The organism is Chryseobacterium sp. 22543 (assembly GCF_052044565.1).
GTDB lineage: Bacteria > Bacteroidota > Bacteroidia > Flavobacteriales > Weeksellaceae > Chryseobacterium.
Genome location: NZ_JBQENH010000005.1, coordinates 57,249 through 74,409 on the forward strand (window position 1 = coordinate 57,249; position 17,161 = coordinate 74,409).

General features: G+C 35.7%; 17 protein-coding genes. 8 read left to right on the forward strand and 9 right to left on the reverse strand.

The window, feature by feature from the left end:
- Positions 1-45: 45 nt before the first annotated feature.
- Positions 46-1,302: an NAD(P)/FAD-dependent oxidoreductase gene (locus tag ACTJIP_RS17995; RefSeq protein WP_440704909.1), complete on the forward strand. Its 1,257-nt coding sequence runs from the start codon at positions 46-48 to the stop codon at positions 1,300-1,302.
- A gap of 35 nt (positions 1,303-1,337) precedes the next feature.
- Here the strand turns inward: ACTJIP_RS17995 and ACTJIP_RS18000 are convergent, their stop codons facing one another.
- The 3 genes from ACTJIP_RS18000 to ACTJIP_RS18010 form a co-directional block, all read right to left on the reverse strand.
- Positions 1,338-1,946: a hypothetical protein gene (locus tag ACTJIP_RS18000; protein ID WP_139348606.1), complete on the reverse strand. Its 609-nt coding sequence runs from the start codon at positions 1,944-1,946 to the stop codon at positions 1,338-1,340.
- 76 nt (positions 1,947-2,022) lie between these two features.
- Positions 2,023-3,315, reverse strand: a complete 1,293-nt coding sequence (locus ACTJIP_RS18005) for a phenylacetate--CoA ligase family protein (protein WP_440704910.1) — start codon at positions 3,313-3,315, stop codon at positions 2,023-2,025.
- A gap of 75 nt (positions 3,316-3,390) precedes the next feature.
- Positions 3,391-5,079, reverse strand: coding sequence for a M23 family metallopeptidase (locus ACTJIP_RS18010; RefSeq protein ID WP_077419526.1), 1,689 nt, complete (start codon positions 5,077-5,079; stop codon positions 3,391-3,393).
- Positions 5,080-5,451: 372 nt separating this feature from the next.
- Between ACTJIP_RS18010 and ileS the strand changes: the two genes are divergently transcribed.
- From ileS to trpS, 7 genes are all read left to right on the forward strand, one after another.
- Positions 5,452-8,847, forward strand: a complete 3,396-nt coding sequence (gene ileS / locus ACTJIP_RS18015; protein WP_440704911.1) for an isoleucine--tRNA ligase — start codon at positions 5,452-5,454, stop codon at positions 8,845-8,847.
- A 58-nt stretch (positions 8,848-8,905) separates the two neighbouring features.
- Positions 8,906-9,286 (forward strand): TraR/DksA family transcriptional regulator, encoded by a 381-nt coding sequence (locus tag ACTJIP_RS18020; RefSeq protein ID WP_002983772.1) that lies wholly within the window; start codon positions 8,906-8,908, stop codon positions 9,284-9,286.
- 80 nt (positions 9,287-9,366) lie between these two features.
- Positions 9,367-9,612, forward strand: coding sequence for a DUF6576 domain-containing protein (locus tag ACTJIP_RS18025; RefSeq protein ID WP_077419524.1), 246 nt, complete (start codon positions 9,367-9,369; stop codon positions 9,610-9,612).
- A 16-nt stretch (positions 9,613-9,628) separates the two neighbouring features.
- Positions 9,629-9,823 (forward strand): DUF2683 family protein, encoded by a 195-nt coding sequence (locus ACTJIP_RS18030; RefSeq protein WP_077419523.1) that lies wholly within the window; start codon positions 9,629-9,631, stop codon positions 9,821-9,823.
- Positions 9,823-10,464, forward strand: coding sequence for a lipoprotein signal peptidase (locus ACTJIP_RS18035; RefSeq protein ID WP_077419522.1), 642 nt, complete (start codon positions 9,823-9,825; stop codon positions 10,462-10,464). The genes ACTJIP_RS18030 and ACTJIP_RS18035 overlap by 1 nt, the downstream gene beginning before the upstream one ends.
- A 15-nt stretch (positions 10,465-10,479) precedes the next feature.
- On the forward strand, positions 10,480-11,124 hold the full coding sequence (locus ACTJIP_RS18040) for a SanA/YdcF family protein (protein WP_077419521.1): 645 nt from the start codon (positions 10,480-10,482) through the stop codon (positions 11,122-11,124).
- Positions 11,125-11,403: 279 nt separating this feature from the next.
- Positions 11,404-12,372 carry a tryptophan--tRNA ligase gene (gene trpS, locus ACTJIP_RS18045; protein WP_077419520.1) on the forward strand — a complete coding sequence of 323 codons (969 nt, stop codon included), beginning with the start codon at positions 11,404-11,406 and terminating at the stop codon, positions 12,370-12,372.
- A gap of 70 nt (positions 12,373-12,442) precedes the next feature.
- Here the strand turns inward: trpS and ACTJIP_RS18050 are convergent, their stop codons facing one another.
- The 6 genes from ACTJIP_RS18050 to ACTJIP_RS18075 all read right to left on the reverse strand — a co-directional run bounded on the left by ACTJIP_RS18050 (position 12,443) and on the right by ACTJIP_RS18075 (position 17,018).
- Positions 12,443-13,729 (reverse strand): sensor histidine kinase, encoded by a 1,287-nt coding sequence (locus ACTJIP_RS18050; RefSeq protein WP_077419519.1) that lies wholly within the window; start codon positions 13,727-13,729, stop codon positions 12,443-12,445.
- Complete coding sequence (locus tag ACTJIP_RS18055; RefSeq protein ID WP_047381613.1) at positions 13,729-14,400, reverse strand: response regulator transcription factor; 672 nt, start codon at positions 14,398-14,400, stop codon at positions 13,729-13,731. The genes ACTJIP_RS18050 and ACTJIP_RS18055 overlap by 1 nt, the downstream gene beginning before the upstream one ends.
- 206 nt (positions 14,401-14,606) lie before the next feature.
- On the reverse strand, positions 14,607-14,837 hold the full coding sequence (locus tag ACTJIP_RS18060; RefSeq protein WP_077419518.1) for a PepSY-like domain-containing protein: 231 nt from the start codon (positions 14,835-14,837) through the stop codon (positions 14,607-14,609).
- Between the two features lie 10 nt (positions 14,838-14,847).
- Positions 14,848-15,297 carry a PepSY-like domain-containing protein gene (locus ACTJIP_RS18065; protein ID WP_428168764.1) on the reverse strand — a complete coding sequence of 150 codons (450 nt, stop codon included), beginning with the start codon at positions 15,295-15,297 and terminating at the stop codon, positions 14,848-14,850.
- A 232-nt stretch (positions 15,298-15,529) separates the two neighbouring features.
- Positions 15,530-16,225 (reverse strand): YjjG family noncanonical pyrimidine nucleotidase, encoded by a 696-nt coding sequence (locus tag ACTJIP_RS18070; protein ID WP_077419516.1) that lies wholly within the window; start codon positions 16,223-16,225, stop codon positions 15,530-15,532.
- A gap of 202 nt (positions 16,226-16,427) precedes the next feature.
- On the reverse strand, positions 16,428-17,018 hold the full coding sequence (locus tag ACTJIP_RS18075; RefSeq protein WP_047377368.1) for an RNA polymerase sigma factor: 591 nt from the start codon (positions 17,016-17,018) through the stop codon (positions 16,428-16,430).
- Positions 17,019-17,161 lie beyond the last annotated feature (143 nt).

Sequence of the window (17,161 nt, forward strand, 5' to 3'; positions counted from 1 at the left end):
TTTTGCGGCAAAGATAAAAGTTATTATTAAAATAAAAAATCAAAGATGAGCAAAGAATTTGTTGACGTTCTTGTAATCGGAGCCGGACCCTCCGGATGCGTGTCTTCTTCCTACTTAAAGAAGAATAATGTCAGCGTAAAAGTAGTCGAAAAGACAAAGTTTCCAAGACTGGTTGTCGGAGAAAGCTTAATTCCAAGGGTAATGGACCACTTTGAAGAGGCCGGACTTTTCCCTGCATTAGACAAAATGGGCTTTGAAAAAAAGCTTGGAGCACGTTTTCTTCGCGGCGATGAAGTCTGCATTTTTGATTTCAGCAACAAATTCGGGGAAGGCTGGGACTGGACCTGGCAGGTTCCGAGAGCTGATTTTGATAATACTCTTGCTCAGGAAGTCATTAATAAAGGAATTGATCTTGAATTTGAAACTGAAGTTATTGACATACAATTTGACGGAACATATTCTGTAACGACGGTAAGAACTAAAGATGGAGAAACGAAAGAAATCCATGCTAAGTTTGTTATTGATTCCAGCGGCTACGGAAGAGTACTGCCTCGTCTGCTTGATTTAGAAAAACCTTCAAAACTGTCTCCTCACTCTGCAATTTTCTCTCATGTAGACGATATCAACAGAGAACCGGGAGAGGAAGGAACTTTGATTTCTTTTGATATTATTGAAACAGAAGTATGGCTTTGGGTAATTCCCTTTTCCAACGGAAATACAAGTTTAGGAATTGTAGGCCCAACGGAATATATCGACAAATTATCTGAGAACGGAGATACAACAGAGGCTTTAAGAAAAGCTATTTCTCTTTCTGATTATTATGTAAAACGTTTTGGGAATGTAGATTTTCTTTTTGAGCCAAAACATCTGAAAGATTATTCCTGTTCGGTAAAAAGTTTATTCGGAGACGGATTTGCTTTAACCGGGAATGCTTCAGAATTCCTTGATCCGGTATTCTCTTCAGGAATGGCTTTTGCTACAGAATCCGGAATGCTGGCCGCCAAACTGGCATTAAGACAATTAAACGGAGAAAAAATTGACTGGCAGAGGGAATACACAGACTACATTTTATATGGAGTGGATGTTTTCACAACATACGTAAAAGAATGGTATACCGGAAACCTTCAGGAGCTCTTCTTCCACCAGCCGGAAAATCCGGATGTAAAGAAAAAGATCTGTGCTGTTTTAGCAGGTTATGTCTGGAACAAAGACAATCCTTTTGTGAAAAAGCACGATACGGTTATTAAAAACCTTGCGAACCTGATCAAATCAGAAAAACAGGAGCAGCAAAACCAAGCATAAAAAAAACGGTCTGAATTTTCAGACCGTTTTTTGTTTTATTTTAAAGACTTTTTAATTTCTCTTCCTAAATACCTTCCGGCAGAATCATAGGCTGAGGCTATTCTTCCGTACTCCATTACAAATTCTTTATTTTGCACAAATTTATCAAACTTATTAAGTTCTACTTCAGCTAAAACAACAGAAGGATTATCTGTTTCCACCAGTTTTATTTTACCTGATATTTCAGCAGTCATTGCAGTAATCCCGGCATGCCAGCCCGGAAATATCCAATTTGTTTCCAAGCGCAGAGTATATTTTGCAGCAGCATCTTTTTTAAATGAAATATTTTTATAGGTCTTATTCAAACCCTTTGCAAAATAGTCCACATAATATTCCTTTTTGTATTTTTCCCATTCTTCAATCCATTGTTTCCATGCCTCTTCTCCTCTTTTAGGATTGTCCAGAACTTGTTTTTTCCTGTTTTCAAGATATTGAGTTTCTGTAATATTTTCTTTCATAAATAGTACATTCTCAAACTTAACCTCAACGTTTACTTCAGTCTGATCTTTCAAAACACCCAAACTTCCGGCAACTAATTTCATTTTTTCCTGTCCGAAAGCAGTGGTCATTATAACTACAAAGACCAGCAATAATAGTTTTTTCATAGTGTATTAGCTTTTTACTTTTAGAGCCCAAAGATATTATAAAAGGAAGCTTCTATTGACTCTTTATTTTTTAATTTTATCTTAAATCAATAAAAGTGATTGGTTTCCTGCTGTTTGGATTAAAAACTGTTTTAGATAAGATATCAAAGTCAATGATTTCAATTTTCGGACTTACTCTCAATTTTGCACGGAAGTGATCTCTGACTTCATTCACAAAGCTGTCGTATTCTTCTTCAGTGCTTAGTTTGATAATAATTTCATCAAGTCCGATGTCGTTAGCCTGAATGACGATCTGGTAGCATAAGATAGTATTAAAATCATTCAAAATATCGTTCATTGCCGGCGGATACAAAGTTGTTCCTTTGTATTTGATCATTTGTTGTTTCCTGCCTACCACAGGCCCTAATCTCATTGTACTTCTTCCACACGGGCATGGCTCATAGTGTGCTTTTACAATATCTCCGGTTTTAAATCTTAACAAAGGAATAGCTTCTACCCCTAAAGTGGTGATGGTAAGCTCGCCACTTTCTCCTTCTTGTACAGGGTTTCCGTTGTCGTCCAGAATTTCTGTAATGATCAGTTCCGGGTGGTGATGTCCTCCAATCTGAAATTCGCACTCTGTAAAAGCGGTACTCATTTCTGTAGAGGCATAGGTTGAAAAAAGTTTTATATTCCACTTTTCCTTGATTTTCTGAGAAAGGATATTATCTGTAAAATCCTGGTTTTTGATACTTTCTCCGATACATACAGCTCCATAAACACTGGAATTTTTATAATCCAATCCATGTTTCTCGGCATAGTCAATCATTTTCAACAGGAAAGAAGGAACGGTAATCAGATATTTAGGTTTGTATCTGAAAATGGAATCCCATTGCAGTTCAGGAATTCCAGGTCCCATTCTCACTACGCTTGCTCCCATTTTTCTTAACCCCAGAAAATAAGCAAGTCCCGCCATAAACCTTTTGTCTATGGTGGTAATCATCTGAACAACATCCCCTTTTTGAATTCCGGCACAGGCAAAAGAGATCGCTTCGTTATAAGCCAGTCTTTCGAGATCATTATCCGAAAGCCCGAAAGTAACAGGATCTCCCAACGTTCCGGAAGTGGTACTGTAATCCACAATCTTATCCGGTGTTATGCAGAAAAAATCATGGTTGTACTGCTGCAGATCATTCTTCGTCGTTGTAGGGATTTTCTGAAGATCCTCCAAAGTACGGATATCAGCAATATGGATATTATTTTCTCTGAACAGTTTTTGATAAAAAGGTGAATGAGCTTCCAGATACCCCAAAAGTTCATGAAGTTTTTCTTCCTGAAATAGTTTGATTTCCTGAGTCCCTGCTTTCTCGATTGACGGATGAAATTCCAATGATTTTAATTTTTAAAGAGCAAATTTATTTAATTAAAATTAAAAGATTTAAAGATTCAAGTATTAAAAGATTATTTATCTCTGGAAAGTAAAGGATTGTATGTTTGTATTTCCAGCGGTATTTACTGTTGTAACTTTTAAAGTATGAGAACCTGATCCTCTCGGGCACTTTTCATCAAAGGTGTAGATAAAATTATCTTTTACACGGGCAAAGCGAAGCCACTTCCCATCCAGTTCGGCCCGGAATGAAACAATATCTCCCACTTTTGTTGTTCCTTTTAACAATAAAGAACTGTTATTAACCAGTGCTCCTTCACTCCAGCCTGATGAAACAGATGGCTGATTATTGTCTATTAATAATTTTGCGGTACCCAATCTATTGAATTTACCTTCTGCCCAGTCGTTATTCCATTGTACCTTGACGACATCTTTGTCACTGCCATAATCAAGGAGAATAACGGCTTTATCTTTTTCTGTATTGGTTAATTTTCTATTCGGTTTTATTTTCAAAGTATATTCAACATGAACCGGGATATATGGACTATGCAAAACAATACTATTTGAAATCGCATTGGGATCGCTATCCGGTTTTTCATAGGCATTGAAATTTACTGCATCATATACTGTATTTTTGCTGAAATTAATCTCAGTATTTTCGGTAGAAATTGTTTTTCCTTCATTAGGCATTAGCGTTTTTCCTGTAGAAGATACTTTGTCCGAAGTTTTATTGAACTGAAGTTTTGTTGTTAACCGGCTTGTATTTCCTTTTGTATCTTTCAAGATAATTTCAATCGTATGAACCTCTTCATCCGGGAGATTGATAATCCCTGCCAGATTGGAAAGACTATAATTCTGAAGTTTCATCCCCGGTAAAACTGACAAATGCTGAATTCCCATTTTATCCCTGATGAATTTAGTATAATCTATACAGCCGTTGATATAGCGGGTCTCGTCATAATGTACTTTATCAATTTTAAAACTATAAATCAACTTGCCATCCATCAATAATTCTGCGTTATAAATCCCCAGATTAAACCCTTGATTGGCTTTATCTACGGCTTTAATGGCAAAACTTATTTCCGGAGAATTAACCTGAACGAGATGAGAAGTATAAACATTTCCAGCTTTTTTTACTGCAATTCCGTTCGCGCCAGGTTCGTAGGTACTGAAACGTCGGTCATACCAATACAGTCCGCTGATAATGGGTGCTACAGTATCTGGAATAGCAAAACCGAAAAGCAAGGGATTAAGACATTCTTCTGTTTTGGTATCTCTTATTTCAAAATGTAAATGCGGACCAGCAGAGCCTCCGGTATTTCCACTTAGTGCAATTTGCTGTCCTTTTTCCACCGGAAACTGTCCAGGCTGGAACGTGATATCCTGTTCCCACTTTTCGTCTTTATATTGTCTTTCCTTTACATATTCATCAAGCTTATTGAAGTATTTGTTCAAATGGGCATACACAGTAGTATAGCCATTGGGATGAGTAATGTACACTGCATTTCCAAAACCGTACCGTTCCACTTTTATTCTGCTCACATATCCTTCTGCTGCGGCAACAACCGGCAAATTTTCCTGACTGTTCGTTCTTAAATCAAGTCCCATATGAAAGTGGTTTGTCCTTACAGCACCAAAATTGGCAGCTAGCTGCATGGGAATATTCAAAGGATTCCGGAAATAATTCTGAGGGTAATTATTTTGAGCCTGTATAATGCTCGTGTTGATAAAACAAACAAAAAGCATCAGTTGATAAAAGGTTTTCATACAGCATTTGGATTTAGAGCTACTTAAATATACGAATTTCCAATCATCATGTCCTTATTTTTGAATTGATATAAGTATTTCTTAACCACAGATTACACGGATTTTCACAGATGTTTATGTTTTTAGATGTAGACAACTTTTTAGTTTCGGCTAAAGCCACTTCTATTGAATAAATTACATAAAATTTCACATGAAAACAGCCAGAAAAATTCACTTATTGACCATTCACTATTCACTTTTTTCACTTTCTCTATTTATATTTCTGAGATTGAACTTTTTAATAGATGATATCAAAATAAAACATATATTATAAACCGACAAATTTTAGTAAATTTGCAGACTTAATTAATCAACGATATTGAGATATTTACAATGAGCCAATTTAAAGAATACAAAAACCTCAACCTTATTGACGTAGCAGAGAATGTAGCGGAATTTTGGAAACAAAATAAAACTTTCAATAAGAGTGTTGAGATTCGTCAGGGAAATCCTGAGTTTGTTTTTTATGAAGGTCCGCCTTCAGCAAACGGTATGCCTGGAATTCACCACGTAATGGCAAGAGCATTGAAAGATATTTTCTGCCGTTACCAGACTCAAAACGGAAAGCAGGTTTTCCGTAAAGCAGGCTGGGATACGCATGGTCTTCCTGTGGAACTGGGTGTAGAAAAAGAATTAGGAATCACGAAAGAAGATATTGGCAAAAAAATCTCTATTGAAGATTATAACAGAGCTTGCCGTGAAGCAGTAATGCGTTATACCGATGTTTGGAATAACCTTACGGAGAAAATCGGATATTGGGTAGACCTTGATGATCCGTACATCACATACAAGTCAAAATATATGGAAACCGTTTGGTGGTTATTGAAACAATTATATGACAAAAGCTTGTTGTATAAAGGGTATACGATCCAGCCTTACTCTCCGAAAGCAGGAACAGGACTTTCTTCTCACGAGCTGAATCAGCCCGGGACCTATCGTGATGTTTCAGACACAACGGTTGTCGCTCAGTTTAAAGTAAAAAAAGACTCTTCAGCATTATTCAATGATGTGGACGGAGATGTTCATATCCTTGCATGGACGACAACTCCATGGACATTGCCATCCAATACAGCTCTTACTGTAGGGAGAGATATTGAATATGTTGTAGTTAAAACTTTCAACCAATATACATTTGAACCCGTAACTGTTGTTTTATCAAGAGTTCTTTTACCTAAAATTTTCGGTAAAAAATATACAGAAGGTACAGATGAAGATTTTGCCAACTATACTTCAGAAACTAAAGTAATTCCTTTCAAGGTTTTAAAAGAGTTTACAGGAGAAAAACTTGTTGACACGAGATATGAGCAATTAGTTCCTTGGTTTACACCCAACGATAATGCTGAAAATGCATTCAGAGTAATCCTGGGAGATTTCGTAACGACAGAGGACGGTACAGGTGTCGTTCATACAGCGCCTACTTTTGGTGCTGATGATGCGAGAGTTGCTAAAATGGCTCAGCCTGAGATCCCGCCAATGTTGGTGAAGGACGAAAATGACAACCTTGTGCCATTGGTAGATTTACAGGGTAAATTCATCAAAGGTGAAAATGTTCCTGAGGTATTCTCCGGAACCTATATCAAAAACGAATATTACGATGAAGGAACTGCTCCTGAGAAATCATGGGATGTAGAACTTGCGATCCTATTGAAAATAGAGAACAAAGCCTTCAAAGTAGAAAAATATGTTCACTCTTATCCACATTGCTGGAGAACTGACAAACCGGTATTGTATTATCCGCTGGATTCATGGTTTGTAAAAATGACCGCTGTAAAAGACAGATTGGTTAATTTGAACAAAGAAATCAACTGGAAACCAAAAGCTACCGGAGAAGGACGTTTTGCTAACTGGTTGGAAAATGTAAACGACTGGAATCTTTCCCGTTCAAGATATTGGGGTATTCCGTTGCCAATCTGGAGAACAGATGACCTGAAAGAAGAAAAGATCATCGGTTCTGTAGAAGAGTTATACAACGAAATCGAGAAATCAATTGTAGCTGGATTGATGACTGAAAACCCGTTCCAAGGTTTTATCATCGGAAATATGGCTGAGTCTAACTATGAGCTTGTGGATCTTCACAAAAACGTAGTAGACAAAATAGTATTGGTTTCTGACTCAGGAAAAGCAATGAGACGTGAAAGCGACCTGATCGACGTTTGGTTCGATTCAGGGTCTATGCCTTATGCTCAATTGCATTATCCTTTTGAAAATAAAGAATTAATCGACAACAATAAGGCATTCCCTGCTGATTTCATCGCAGAAGGTGTTGACCAGACCCGCGGATGGTTCTATACACTTCACGCGATCGGAACTGCTGTGTTTGATTCTGTTGCTTATAAAAATGTAATGAGTAATGGTCTTGTTCTGGATAAGAACGGACAGAAGATGTCAAAACGTTTAGGAAATGCTGTAGATCCGTTTGAAACACTTTCTGTATATGGACCGGATGCTACCCGTTGGTATATGATCTCCAATGCAAACCCGTGGGAAAACCTGAAGTTTGACATTGAAGGAATTGACGAAGTAAGAAGAAAGTTCTTCGGAACGCTTTACAATACCTATTCATTCTTTGCTTTATATGCGAATGTTGACGGCTTCAACTATTCAGAAAAGGAAGTGGAAAACCGTCCTGAAATTGACAGATGGGTTCTTTCTGAACTGAATCTTCTGATCAAAGAAGTAAAAGCTTTCTATGAAGACTATGAACCCACAAGAGTAGCAAGAGCAATCAGCACTTTTGTAAATGATAACCTGAGTAACTGGTATGTAAGATTATGCAGAAGACGTTTCTGGAAAGGAGAATATTCTGATGACAAGATCTCTGCTTACCAAACATTATACACATGTCTTGAAGTAGTGGCTAAGCTATCTGCTCCTATTGCTCCGTTCTTTATGGATCAATTATACCAGGACCTGAATAAAGTAACAGGTAAAGAGAACTGTGAATCTGTACACTTAACAGACTTCCCGGTAGCTGATGAAAGCTTAATTGATCAGGATCTGGTTGAAAAAACACATCTTGCTCAGAACATTACAAGTATGGTCTTCTCACTAAGAAAGAAAGAAAATGTAAAAGTTCGTCAGCCGTTACAAAAAGTATTGGTTCCTGTATTGGATTCTAAAACAGAAGCGCAAATTCTTGCTGTTGCGGATCTGATCAAACAGGAAGTAAACGTGAAAGAATTACAGTTAATCAATGCTGAAGAAGCATCTCACTTAATTGTAAAACAGATAAAACCCAACTTCAAAGCTCTTGGTCCTAAATTAGGAAAAGACATGAAGGTGGTAGGTGCCGAGATTGCAAATCTTAATACAGAACAGATTGCCGGTCTTGAAAAAGAAGGAAAACTAGATGTTCAGGGATATGAAATCACACTTGATGATGTAGAAATTTCTACAAAAGATATCCCGGGATGGACGGTTACTTCAGATGGTAAAACAACTGTGGCATTAGATTTGACGTTAACCGATGAGCTAAAATCTGAAGGTATCGCAAGAGAATTCATCAACAGAATTCAAAACCTGCGAAAAGATAAAGACTTTGAACTGACAGACAAGATTAATATCTCCATTGAAGAAAACTCACCTTTCCTTAATGATATTAAGAAAAATGAAGAATATATTTCTTCTGAAGTCTTGTCAAATAAAATAGAAATTGTATCTTCACTTTCAAATTTTAACGAAATCGAAATAGATGAGGTTAATTTTAAGATAAATGTTGAAAAAAATTAACATGTAGTTATTATATTTCAAATTCCATTTCATAATTTTATTAAAAAAGAGAACGAATATGTCAGACGAAAGAGTTAGATACAGCGATGCTGATTTACAGGAATTTAAGGCAATTATTAAAGAAAAAATAGAAAAAGCAGAAAAAGATCTTCAGCTTATCAGAGAAAGTTTCATCAATGACCAGAATAATGGAACTGATGATACCTCTCCTACTTTCAAAGCTTTTGAGGAAGGAGCAGAAACATTAAGCAAAGAGCAGAACTCTATTTTGGCAGGAAGACAGGAAAAATTTGTGCGTGATCTTAAAAATGCTTTGATCAGAATCGAAAATAAAACGTATGGTGTTTGCAGAGTAACAGGAAAACTGATTCCTAAGGAAAGACTTTTAGCCGTTCCTCATGCTACGCTGAGCATCGAAGCGAAAAACATGCAAAAATAACCGCAAGGTTTGTAAAAAATAATATTGGGTTTATATCGTATTCACGGATACTTTATAAACCTAATTTTTAATGTATACCTATGAGCGAATTATTAATTTTAGGATTTATTATCGCAATAGCATTACTGTTTTTCAATAGAGAATGGATTAAAAACAGATTCTTTTCTGAACCTCAGAAAAACTATACTATTGATGATCAATTCAATTCTGATAAACGCGAGCGGGAGAAAGAGATCGACAGACTTTTAAGCAAAATGGGCAGAAACGGAATCAGTGATTTATCTGAAAAAGATAGAAAACGACTCGACGAATTGTCCAAAATGTAAAAATTAAATATAAGAAATGGAATCTATTATAGTACATCCAAAAAATGCAATGGAGCTTAGCGCACTGAAAAGTGTACTGAAAGAAATGAACATTAAATTTGAAAAAGCTCATGTTAAAAGTTCGTATAACGGACAGAAAGTGGTTAAGAAAGCAAGTGATAATAAAAATATAAAACCTGCTGCAAAACCTTCAAAACCTAAAGGAGAGTAATGAAAAAGATATTAGCGATAACATTTTTAGTGTTGTTGATTGACCAGGCTTCAAAAATTTACATCAAAACTCATTTTGAACTGAATGAAAGTATTCCTGTAGTCAATGGTTTCTTTAACAAAACTTTTGTTGAAAACCCTGGAATGGCTTATGGATTTCATTTTGGCGGAATCATCGGGAAATACTTTCTGGTAATCCTAAGAGTTTTCCTGATTGGAGGAATGGTATATATGTTTAAAAAATGGTTGAAAGACGGAGCATCCAATTATCTTTTGATTCCTATGGCCATCATTTTCGCCGGAGCAATCGGAAATCTTATTGACGGAATGTTTTATGGGATGATCTTCGACACCGGAACAGTGTATGACGCCAGTACTGACCGATGGATTGGGTATGGAGGTATCTCTAAGCTTGTTCCTTTTGGGCAGGGATATTCTACCTTTATGAAAGGCTGTGTAGTGGATATGCTTCATTTCCCGGTAGTAGACTGGTACGTCCCTGAAAGCTGGCCTTTAATAGGAGGAAAACATATTGAGTTCTTCAAATATATTTTCAATGTTGCCGATTCTGCGATCACAGTAGGTGCAGCTTTCCTTCTAATCTTCAGAAAAAAAGCATTTCCAAACGGGCTTGAGTTTTAAAAGATGTATTTTCGGATGAAAAAAATAATCAAAAATATTTTTAAAATTTTCCTGCTTCTTCTGGTTGCAGGAATTATTTTTATTGCCTGGGCAAATTACAGCATAAAAAAGGACAGCGAATCTTTCGTTTCCTATAATATTGCAGATGTACCGGAAGCAAAAACGGGTCTGTTACTGGGAACCGGAAAACTTCTGAGCAACGGAACCCCGAATGCTTATTTCTACAATAGAATTGAAGCTGCTGCCAACTTATACAAAAGCAGAAAAATCCAATATATTATTGTAAGTGGTGACAACAGCACCAAAGACTATAATGAACCTGAAGATATGCAGCTGGCATTAATGCAGAAAGGAGTTCCACAGGATAAAATCATTTTAGATCATGCCGGATTCAGAACACTGGATTCTGTGGTAAGGGCAAAAGATATTTTCAGCCAGACAAAACTGGTGATTATCTCTCAGAAATTCCACAATGAAAGAGCTGTTTTCCTGGCCAGAAAAAACGGAATGGAAGCCTTTGGTTATAATGCTGCTGATGTAAATAAATACGCAGGTTTAAAGACCAATATGAGAGAGTACGCTGCCAAAGCTAAGGCATACTGGGACCTTCTTTTCGGAGTAGAACCTAAATTTGGTGGGGAGAAAATTGTGATTCCTTAATATTTTTTAACCACGGATTTCACAGATAATGGTGGAGAAGGATACTGGATTATGAGTTGAGAGGTTTTGGCTAAAGCCAATAATGAATTCTTAATTTAAAGCTGGCTGGGCTTTCTTCGTCTCCGCTCAGAATTATATCCCACCTCCATTGAATTTTAAATGACAACATCTTTTATCTTTTATCTTTTATCTTTTATCTTTTATCTTTTATCTTTCGTTATTCCCAACAAACCTCGTAAATTTGTAATTCATTAATTCTTTAATATAAATTTTAAACAAATGTCAAGAATTCTTACCGGCATTCAAGCCACCGGAACACCCCATCTTGGAAACTTATTAGGGGCAATTATTCCTGCTATTGAACTATCCAAGCAGGAAGGAAATGAATCATTTTTATTTATTGCGAATCTTCACACGCTTACACAGATTAAAGATGCGCAAACGTTAAGACAAAATACCTACGAGATTGCTGCGGCTTGGCTTGCTTGTGGATTAGATACTGAAAAAACATTTTTCTACAGACAAAGTGATATCGCTGAAACCTGTGAACTTTCTTGGCATTTATCATGTTTTTTTCCTTATCAAAGATTAACATTGGCTCATTCATTCAAGGATAAGGCTGACAGACTTCAGGATGTAAATGCAGGTTTATTTACTTACCCAATTCTGATGGCTGCAGATATTTTACTGTATGATGCAGAGATTGTACCTGTAGGAAAGGATCAGCTTCAGCATTTGGAAATTGCAAGAGATGTAGCTTCCAGGTTTAATAATCAAATGGGAGAAGTGCTTGTATTACCACAAGCAGAACTTCAGCAGGACACGAAATATGTTCCCGGAACTGATGGGCGTAAAATGTCTAAATCAATGGGAAATATTATCAATATTTTCTTACCTGAAAAGGAACTGAAAAAACAGGTAATGAGCATTGAATCAGATTCTAAATCTCTGGAGGAACCTAAAGATCCCGAAACTGATAAAACCTTCCAGATCTATGAACTTATTGCAACACCTGAACAAACTGAAGAGTTAAGAGTAAAATATCTTGCCGGAAACTTCGGATACGGACATGCTAAGAAGGAATTACTGGATCTTATTCTGGTACGTTTTGAGAAAGAAAGAGAAACGTTCGCTTATTATATGAACAACCTTGATGAGCTGGAAGCAAAACTACAGCAAGGTGCCGAGAAAACCAGACCTATTGCCCTGGAAACTCTTAAAAGAGTAAGAACAAGCTTAGGATTTTAATACTAAGTTGTAAACATAAGAAAGCCTTTCAAACGAAAGGCTTTTTTTATTTATTATGATTTTCTGAATATCATTTTCCGTTATTCTTTGTCAGGATAAAGTAATGCATCTGATCGCCGAATTCATAGACAATATCCCAACCCGGGTATTGTTTTATAATGGTCTTAATGATAGACAATCCTAATCCTGTAGAGGTATGATCTGATCCTTGCTTGTAAAAACGGTTAAAGATCCTTGACTTATCTAAAGGAATGGCTGTACCGCTGTTTTGGAATGTAATCCGGTTATATTCAACAATAATATTTAACGTTCCTTCTTCATTATTATATTTAACCGCATTTTTAAGAAGATTGGACAGCAGAATATCTGCCAGATCCTGGTTAAAATCTGCAACGAATTTTCCTTTCTCTATAATATTGACCTCTACTTTTTTAAATGCGATGAAATCTTCATAATTCTGAACTAACTGAGCAATCATTCCATTAAAGTCAACATCTGAAGTTTTATTAAACTGACTGTTTTCAATTTTGGAAAGCATTAATAAAGATTTGTTTAAGCCTACCATTCTTCGCAGATCATTTTTAACTTCAGTAAGAAAGGTCATACTCTTTTTATCAAGGTCATCATTCTGAATCAGAAGGTCAATTTTGTTAATAACAATAGCCAAAGGAGTCTGAAGTTCGTGGGACGCATTTTCAATAAACTGTTTCTGCTGGTAAAAAACAAGCTCGTTACGTTCAATCATTTCATTGATTTCGACATTCAATTCTTCGAACTCGGTAATTTTATATGTCTGCTTTTCCTGTGAAAAAGGGATTCCGAACTGATATTTTTTAAGCTTATCCAAAATCAGGTAGAAAGGTCTCATTGCTTTATTCAAAAGATATCCGTTGATGACAACAATGCTTATTACCAAAAGGATATAAAGCACAATTAAAGCAGTCGTAAGGTCGTAGATCAATTCGTCCTCTTCTACGGTAGACGTTCTTATGACAAGCCTCTGCTGATTTTTAAACTGATCGATAAAGTCTGCCTCAAGAACTCTGTAAGGCTGGTCTTTATCATCATATTCCATATAATACATCTTATTGTAAAGCCTGCTTTTATTTTGATACTCTTCAGCTTTAATGGGATTAATTTTAAATTCATTAAATCCAAAATCATTATTATTCAGCAGCTGGGGATTCAGATAAACAGCTTTGATAATCTGTATTTTCCGGTCCTTCAATCCGTCATCCACATTATCATGTACTTCATCCAGAATGTAGGCATAAAACAACCCTGCCCAAACTGCAATAACAAACAGCAGGATGATGATCAGGTATTTTATGGTATAATATTTTAAAGAGACTTTCATCAGATGAATTTATATCCTATTCCGTATACAGCCTGGAAATCAGCTTCTGCATTAAGTGTTTTTAATTTTTTACGAAGATTTTTAATCTGTGAATAAATAAAATCCAGACTGTCCGCCTGATCGATGTAATCTCCCCAGATAGCTTCTGCCAAAGTCGTTTTCTGTAAAGTTTTTTCCGGATGGATCACAAAATAATACAATAGATCGTATTCTTTGCGGTTAAGGACTAACTCCTCATTTCCCACTTTCACTGTTCTGTTCTCCGGATCAATACTTATATTTTTGTATCGGATGATATTTTCACCATCCTGATTTTTTCTTCTGATCACCGACTTGATCCTCGCCATCAGTTCTGCAAGATGAAAAGGTTTGGCAAGATAATCATCCGCCCCTATTTCCAATCCGGTTACCTTGTCATCTACTGAGTCTTTGGCAGAAAGAATGATCACGGGATCTTTCTTGTGCATTTTTTTTATTTCTTTCAGCAGATCTATTCCGTTTCCGTCCGGCAGCATAATATCCAGCAAAATACAGTCATACTCGTAAGAAATAATTTTCTCCAGCCCATTGCTGTAATTTTCTGCATACTCTACAATGAAATGTTCTGCTTCCAGAAACTTCTGTACCGTATCTTTTAGTTCGGGTTCATCTTCTACTATTAAAATCTTCATACCTCTGGGTGTATATGCTCTGCTGCATGATTAACTAATATCAAATATAGGAAATTATAAGGAGGGAAGCCGGAGATAGAGATACACATCCAAGAGTCTACGAGAATATGATCAATATAAGGGTTATATGATAGATAACCGATAAGATATCTATAAAATGAAAATGCTCTCTGCCCTCTTCCCTCAGGTATTTTTTCATGAATAATCTAATTTGATTTCACGTTACGGCCATCTGCATCGAAAACAAGACATAGACCATTCATCAAATGAATCTTATAAGCATTATATTTTTTTTCAATAGAGTCAATGACACTGCAAGGATGATTCCTTGTGATAAATGAAACTATATTCTTTCTAATCTGAGCAGAAGAAATCTTTCTTCCGTTACTGTTTATTAAATTCCAGTTGACCATAATATTAAAATTTAGTGTTTGCATCGGTTAAGTATTAATCATCAATTCTTTTAAAATTTCCGTTTCTGTCAAATTCAAGCTCCAGTCCGTTGGAAAGTTCTGCTTTATAAGACCATCTTTTCTTTTCGATCTTGATGATGTAAGTGTTCGGGAAATTCTTTGTACTGTAGTTTCTGATCGATACAGGAATGAAACCATACGGAACTTTCTGATGCTTTCCATCCACTTCTTTCCAGTTTCCATTGCTGTCAAACTCTATTTTCATTCCATTGGTCAGATATACTTTATATTCATCTACTCCATAAATTTCTCTGTCTTCGATGGCCGAGGTTACAGGTATTCCTTTAAATTGGGCAGCAAGAAAGTTTTTAGCTGTTTTGGGTAACTGATTAACATTGATTGCTCTGTCCTGTGCAGAAACGAAGCCTCCTATTAATAAAAAAATGATCATCAATACTCCTGTGATTTTCTTTACATTTTTCATAACATTTAATTTTTTTATCATTATTATGGAGCAAAGTTGCAAATCAATTTGGGAAAGAATTGGGAAAACTAATCCAGCAAAAAAATAAATGAATTTATGATTTAGTCTTAATCGCAGATTTTCGTGGATAATCAAACATCTTTACGTTGATTTCTCAAGTCTATAAAACAGAAAAGCCACTAAGATAATCTTAGTGGCCTATATTTATACTTTAGACTTTATGGTCTTACATTTATAAGTATTCTTTAATCTGCTGAAGATGGGTAATGGCTTTTAATCCTTCTTTCCGTTTATCTTCTTTATAAACATCAAAGAAAATGGCATCCATTCCGAAGTCTGTTGCTCCCATGGCATCAGCAATCCAATCATCACCAATCAGGATACTTTCTTCTTTTCTGGCTTCAGAAAGTCCTAAAGAGTATTCAAAAATCCTGGGATTAGGTTTTCTTACTCCTACAGCATCTGCACTGGTAATCGTTTTAAAATAAGGGGCAATTCCGGACAAGGTACATTTCCTTTCCGTTACCTCCTGAAATCCATTGGAAATAATGTGTAATGTATAATTCTTAGCTTTCAGATATTCCAAAACATCTTCAGCTCCTTCTACCAATTCATTATGACTCACAATATTATCAAGAAAGTGCTCTTCAAAATAAAGGGCAAGTTCTCTATCTTCTACTCCAAAATGTTTAAATGAGTCATAAAAACGGTGTTCTCTCAAATACTCTTTGCCAATAATTCCATCTCTGATCTTTTCCCATAAATCTTCGTTGATATCATGGTAAACAGAATGAAACTCTTCAAAGTCAATATGATACTTTGAAGTAATTTCCTGTTTTTCAAAAAGTTCCTTGATGGTAAGATAGGCATTTCTACGATGATCCCAGAGTGTATTATCCAGGTCAAAAAAAACATGCTGCATTTTCATACAGCACAAAGTTAATCATTTTAATTTTTTAAAATTGGATAATTTTTGCTCTTGCTTTTCACAACTTCAAGGCTTTTAGAAAAATTCAGCAAAAAATCAATAGTTTGTTTCTTAGGTTTCAAAGTTTTCACTTTTAAGGAGTCATTTTTTTTCATAAGCGAAGTATGTTTTCCTTAAAACGTGAAATTTCCCAAAATATTATTTATCTGGTTAATATTATATTATTTTCATCCATGATTTTTCTCAGGTTTATCAGCGCATACCGTACTCTTCCAAGAGTAGTATTAATGCTCATATCTGTATGATCCGCAATTTCCTTGAAACTCAGCCCGTCAAAAAATCTTAGTTTGATTACTTCTTGTTGATTTTGTGGTAAAAACTGCAGCATCCTTAAAAGATCTTCCTGTATCTGATTCGTCACAAGCTGATCTTCAATATTTTCAGAAGGCTCTCTGATCAAATCAAAAATAGAATATTCATCGGTTTCAAAAGTAGTTTCTGAAACCTTTATATTCTTTGCTTTTGATCTGAAATGGTCGATAATTAAATTGTGGGAAATCCTTTTCGCCCAAAGGATAAATTTACCTTCTTCGTTATAACGCCCTTCTTTCAGCATAACAATAATCTTCATAAAGGTGTCCTGAAAGATATCATTCGCTAAATCTTCATCATTAATTTTATAAAAAATGAATGTAAACAGTTCTCTCTGATGTCGATGAATAAGGGTTGACAACGCACCCTCGTCTCCTTTCTGGTAAAGGGAAATTAGTAAACTATCCGATTTTGATTTCATAACTCTTCTCAATATAAATATTTGCAGACAGCCATTCTACCAGATATTTCTTCTGGTCTTTGCTGTATAAACAAAACAGTTCTAGAGTAGAGTCTCTTCTATAGGCGGTAGTACAATTATTATGATGTAAATATAATATTTTT

Excerpts from the sequence above, each read along its gene's own strand:
- ACTJIP_RS18010 (WP_077419526.1), bottom strand. The coding sequence starts at position 5,079 with ATGAAAACCTTTTATCAACTGATGCTTTTTGTTTGTTTTATCAACACG.
- ACTJIP_RS17995 (WP_440704909.1), top strand. The coding sequence starts at position 46 with ATGAGCAAAGAATTTGTTGACGTTCTTGTAATCGGAGCCGGACCCTCC.
- ACTJIP_RS18020 (WP_002983772.1), top strand. The coding sequence starts at position 8,906 with ATGTCAGACGAAAGAGTTAGATACAGCGATGCTGATTTACAGGAATTT.
- ileS (WP_440704911.1), top strand. The coding sequence starts at position 5,452 with ATGAGCCAATTTAAAGAATACAAAAACCTCAACCTTATTGACGTAGCA.
- ACTJIP_RS18040 (WP_077419521.1), top strand. The coding sequence starts at position 10,480 with ATGAAAAAAATAATCAAAAATATTTTTAAAATTTTCCTGCTTCTTCTG.
- ACTJIP_RS18070 (WP_077419516.1), bottom strand. The coding sequence starts at position 16,225 with ATGAAAATGCAGCATGTTTTTTTTGACCTGGATAATACACTCTGGGAT.
- ACTJIP_RS18025 (WP_077419524.1), top strand. The coding sequence starts at position 9,367 with ATGAGCGAATTATTAATTTTAGGATTTATTATCGCAATAGCATTACTG.
- ACTJIP_RS18075 (WP_047377368.1), bottom strand. The coding sequence starts at position 17,018 with ATGAAATCAAAATCGGATAGTTTACTAATTTCCCTTTACCAGAAAGGA.
- ACTJIP_RS18065 (WP_428168764.1), bottom strand. The coding sequence starts at position 15,297 with ATGAAAAATGTAAAGAAAATCACAGGAGTATTGATGATCATTTTTTTA.
- trpS (WP_077419520.1), top strand. The coding sequence starts at position 11,404 with ATGTCAAGAATTCTTACCGGCATTCAAGCCACCGGAACACCCCATCTT.
- ACTJIP_RS18055 (WP_047381613.1), bottom strand. The coding sequence starts at position 14,400 with ATGAAGATTTTAATAGTAGAAGATGAACCCGAACTAAAAGATACGGTA.
- ACTJIP_RS18035 (WP_077419522.1), top strand. The coding sequence starts at position 9,823 with ATGAAAAAGATATTAGCGATAACATTTTTAGTGTTGTTGATTGACCAG.
- ACTJIP_RS18060 (WP_077419518.1), bottom strand. The coding sequence starts at position 14,837 with ATGCAAACACTAAATTTTAATATTATGGTCAACTGGAATTTAATAAAC.
- ACTJIP_RS18030 (WP_077419523.1), top strand. The coding sequence starts at position 9,629 with ATGGAATCTATTATAGTACATCCAAAAAATGCAATGGAGCTTAGCGCA.
- ACTJIP_RS18050 (WP_077419519.1), bottom strand. The coding sequence starts at position 13,729 with ATGAAAGTCTCTTTAAAATATTATACCATAAAATACCTGATCATCATC.
- ACTJIP_RS18000 (WP_139348606.1), bottom strand. The coding sequence starts at position 1,946 with ATGAAAAAACTATTATTGCTGGTCTTTGTAGTTATAATGACCACTGCT.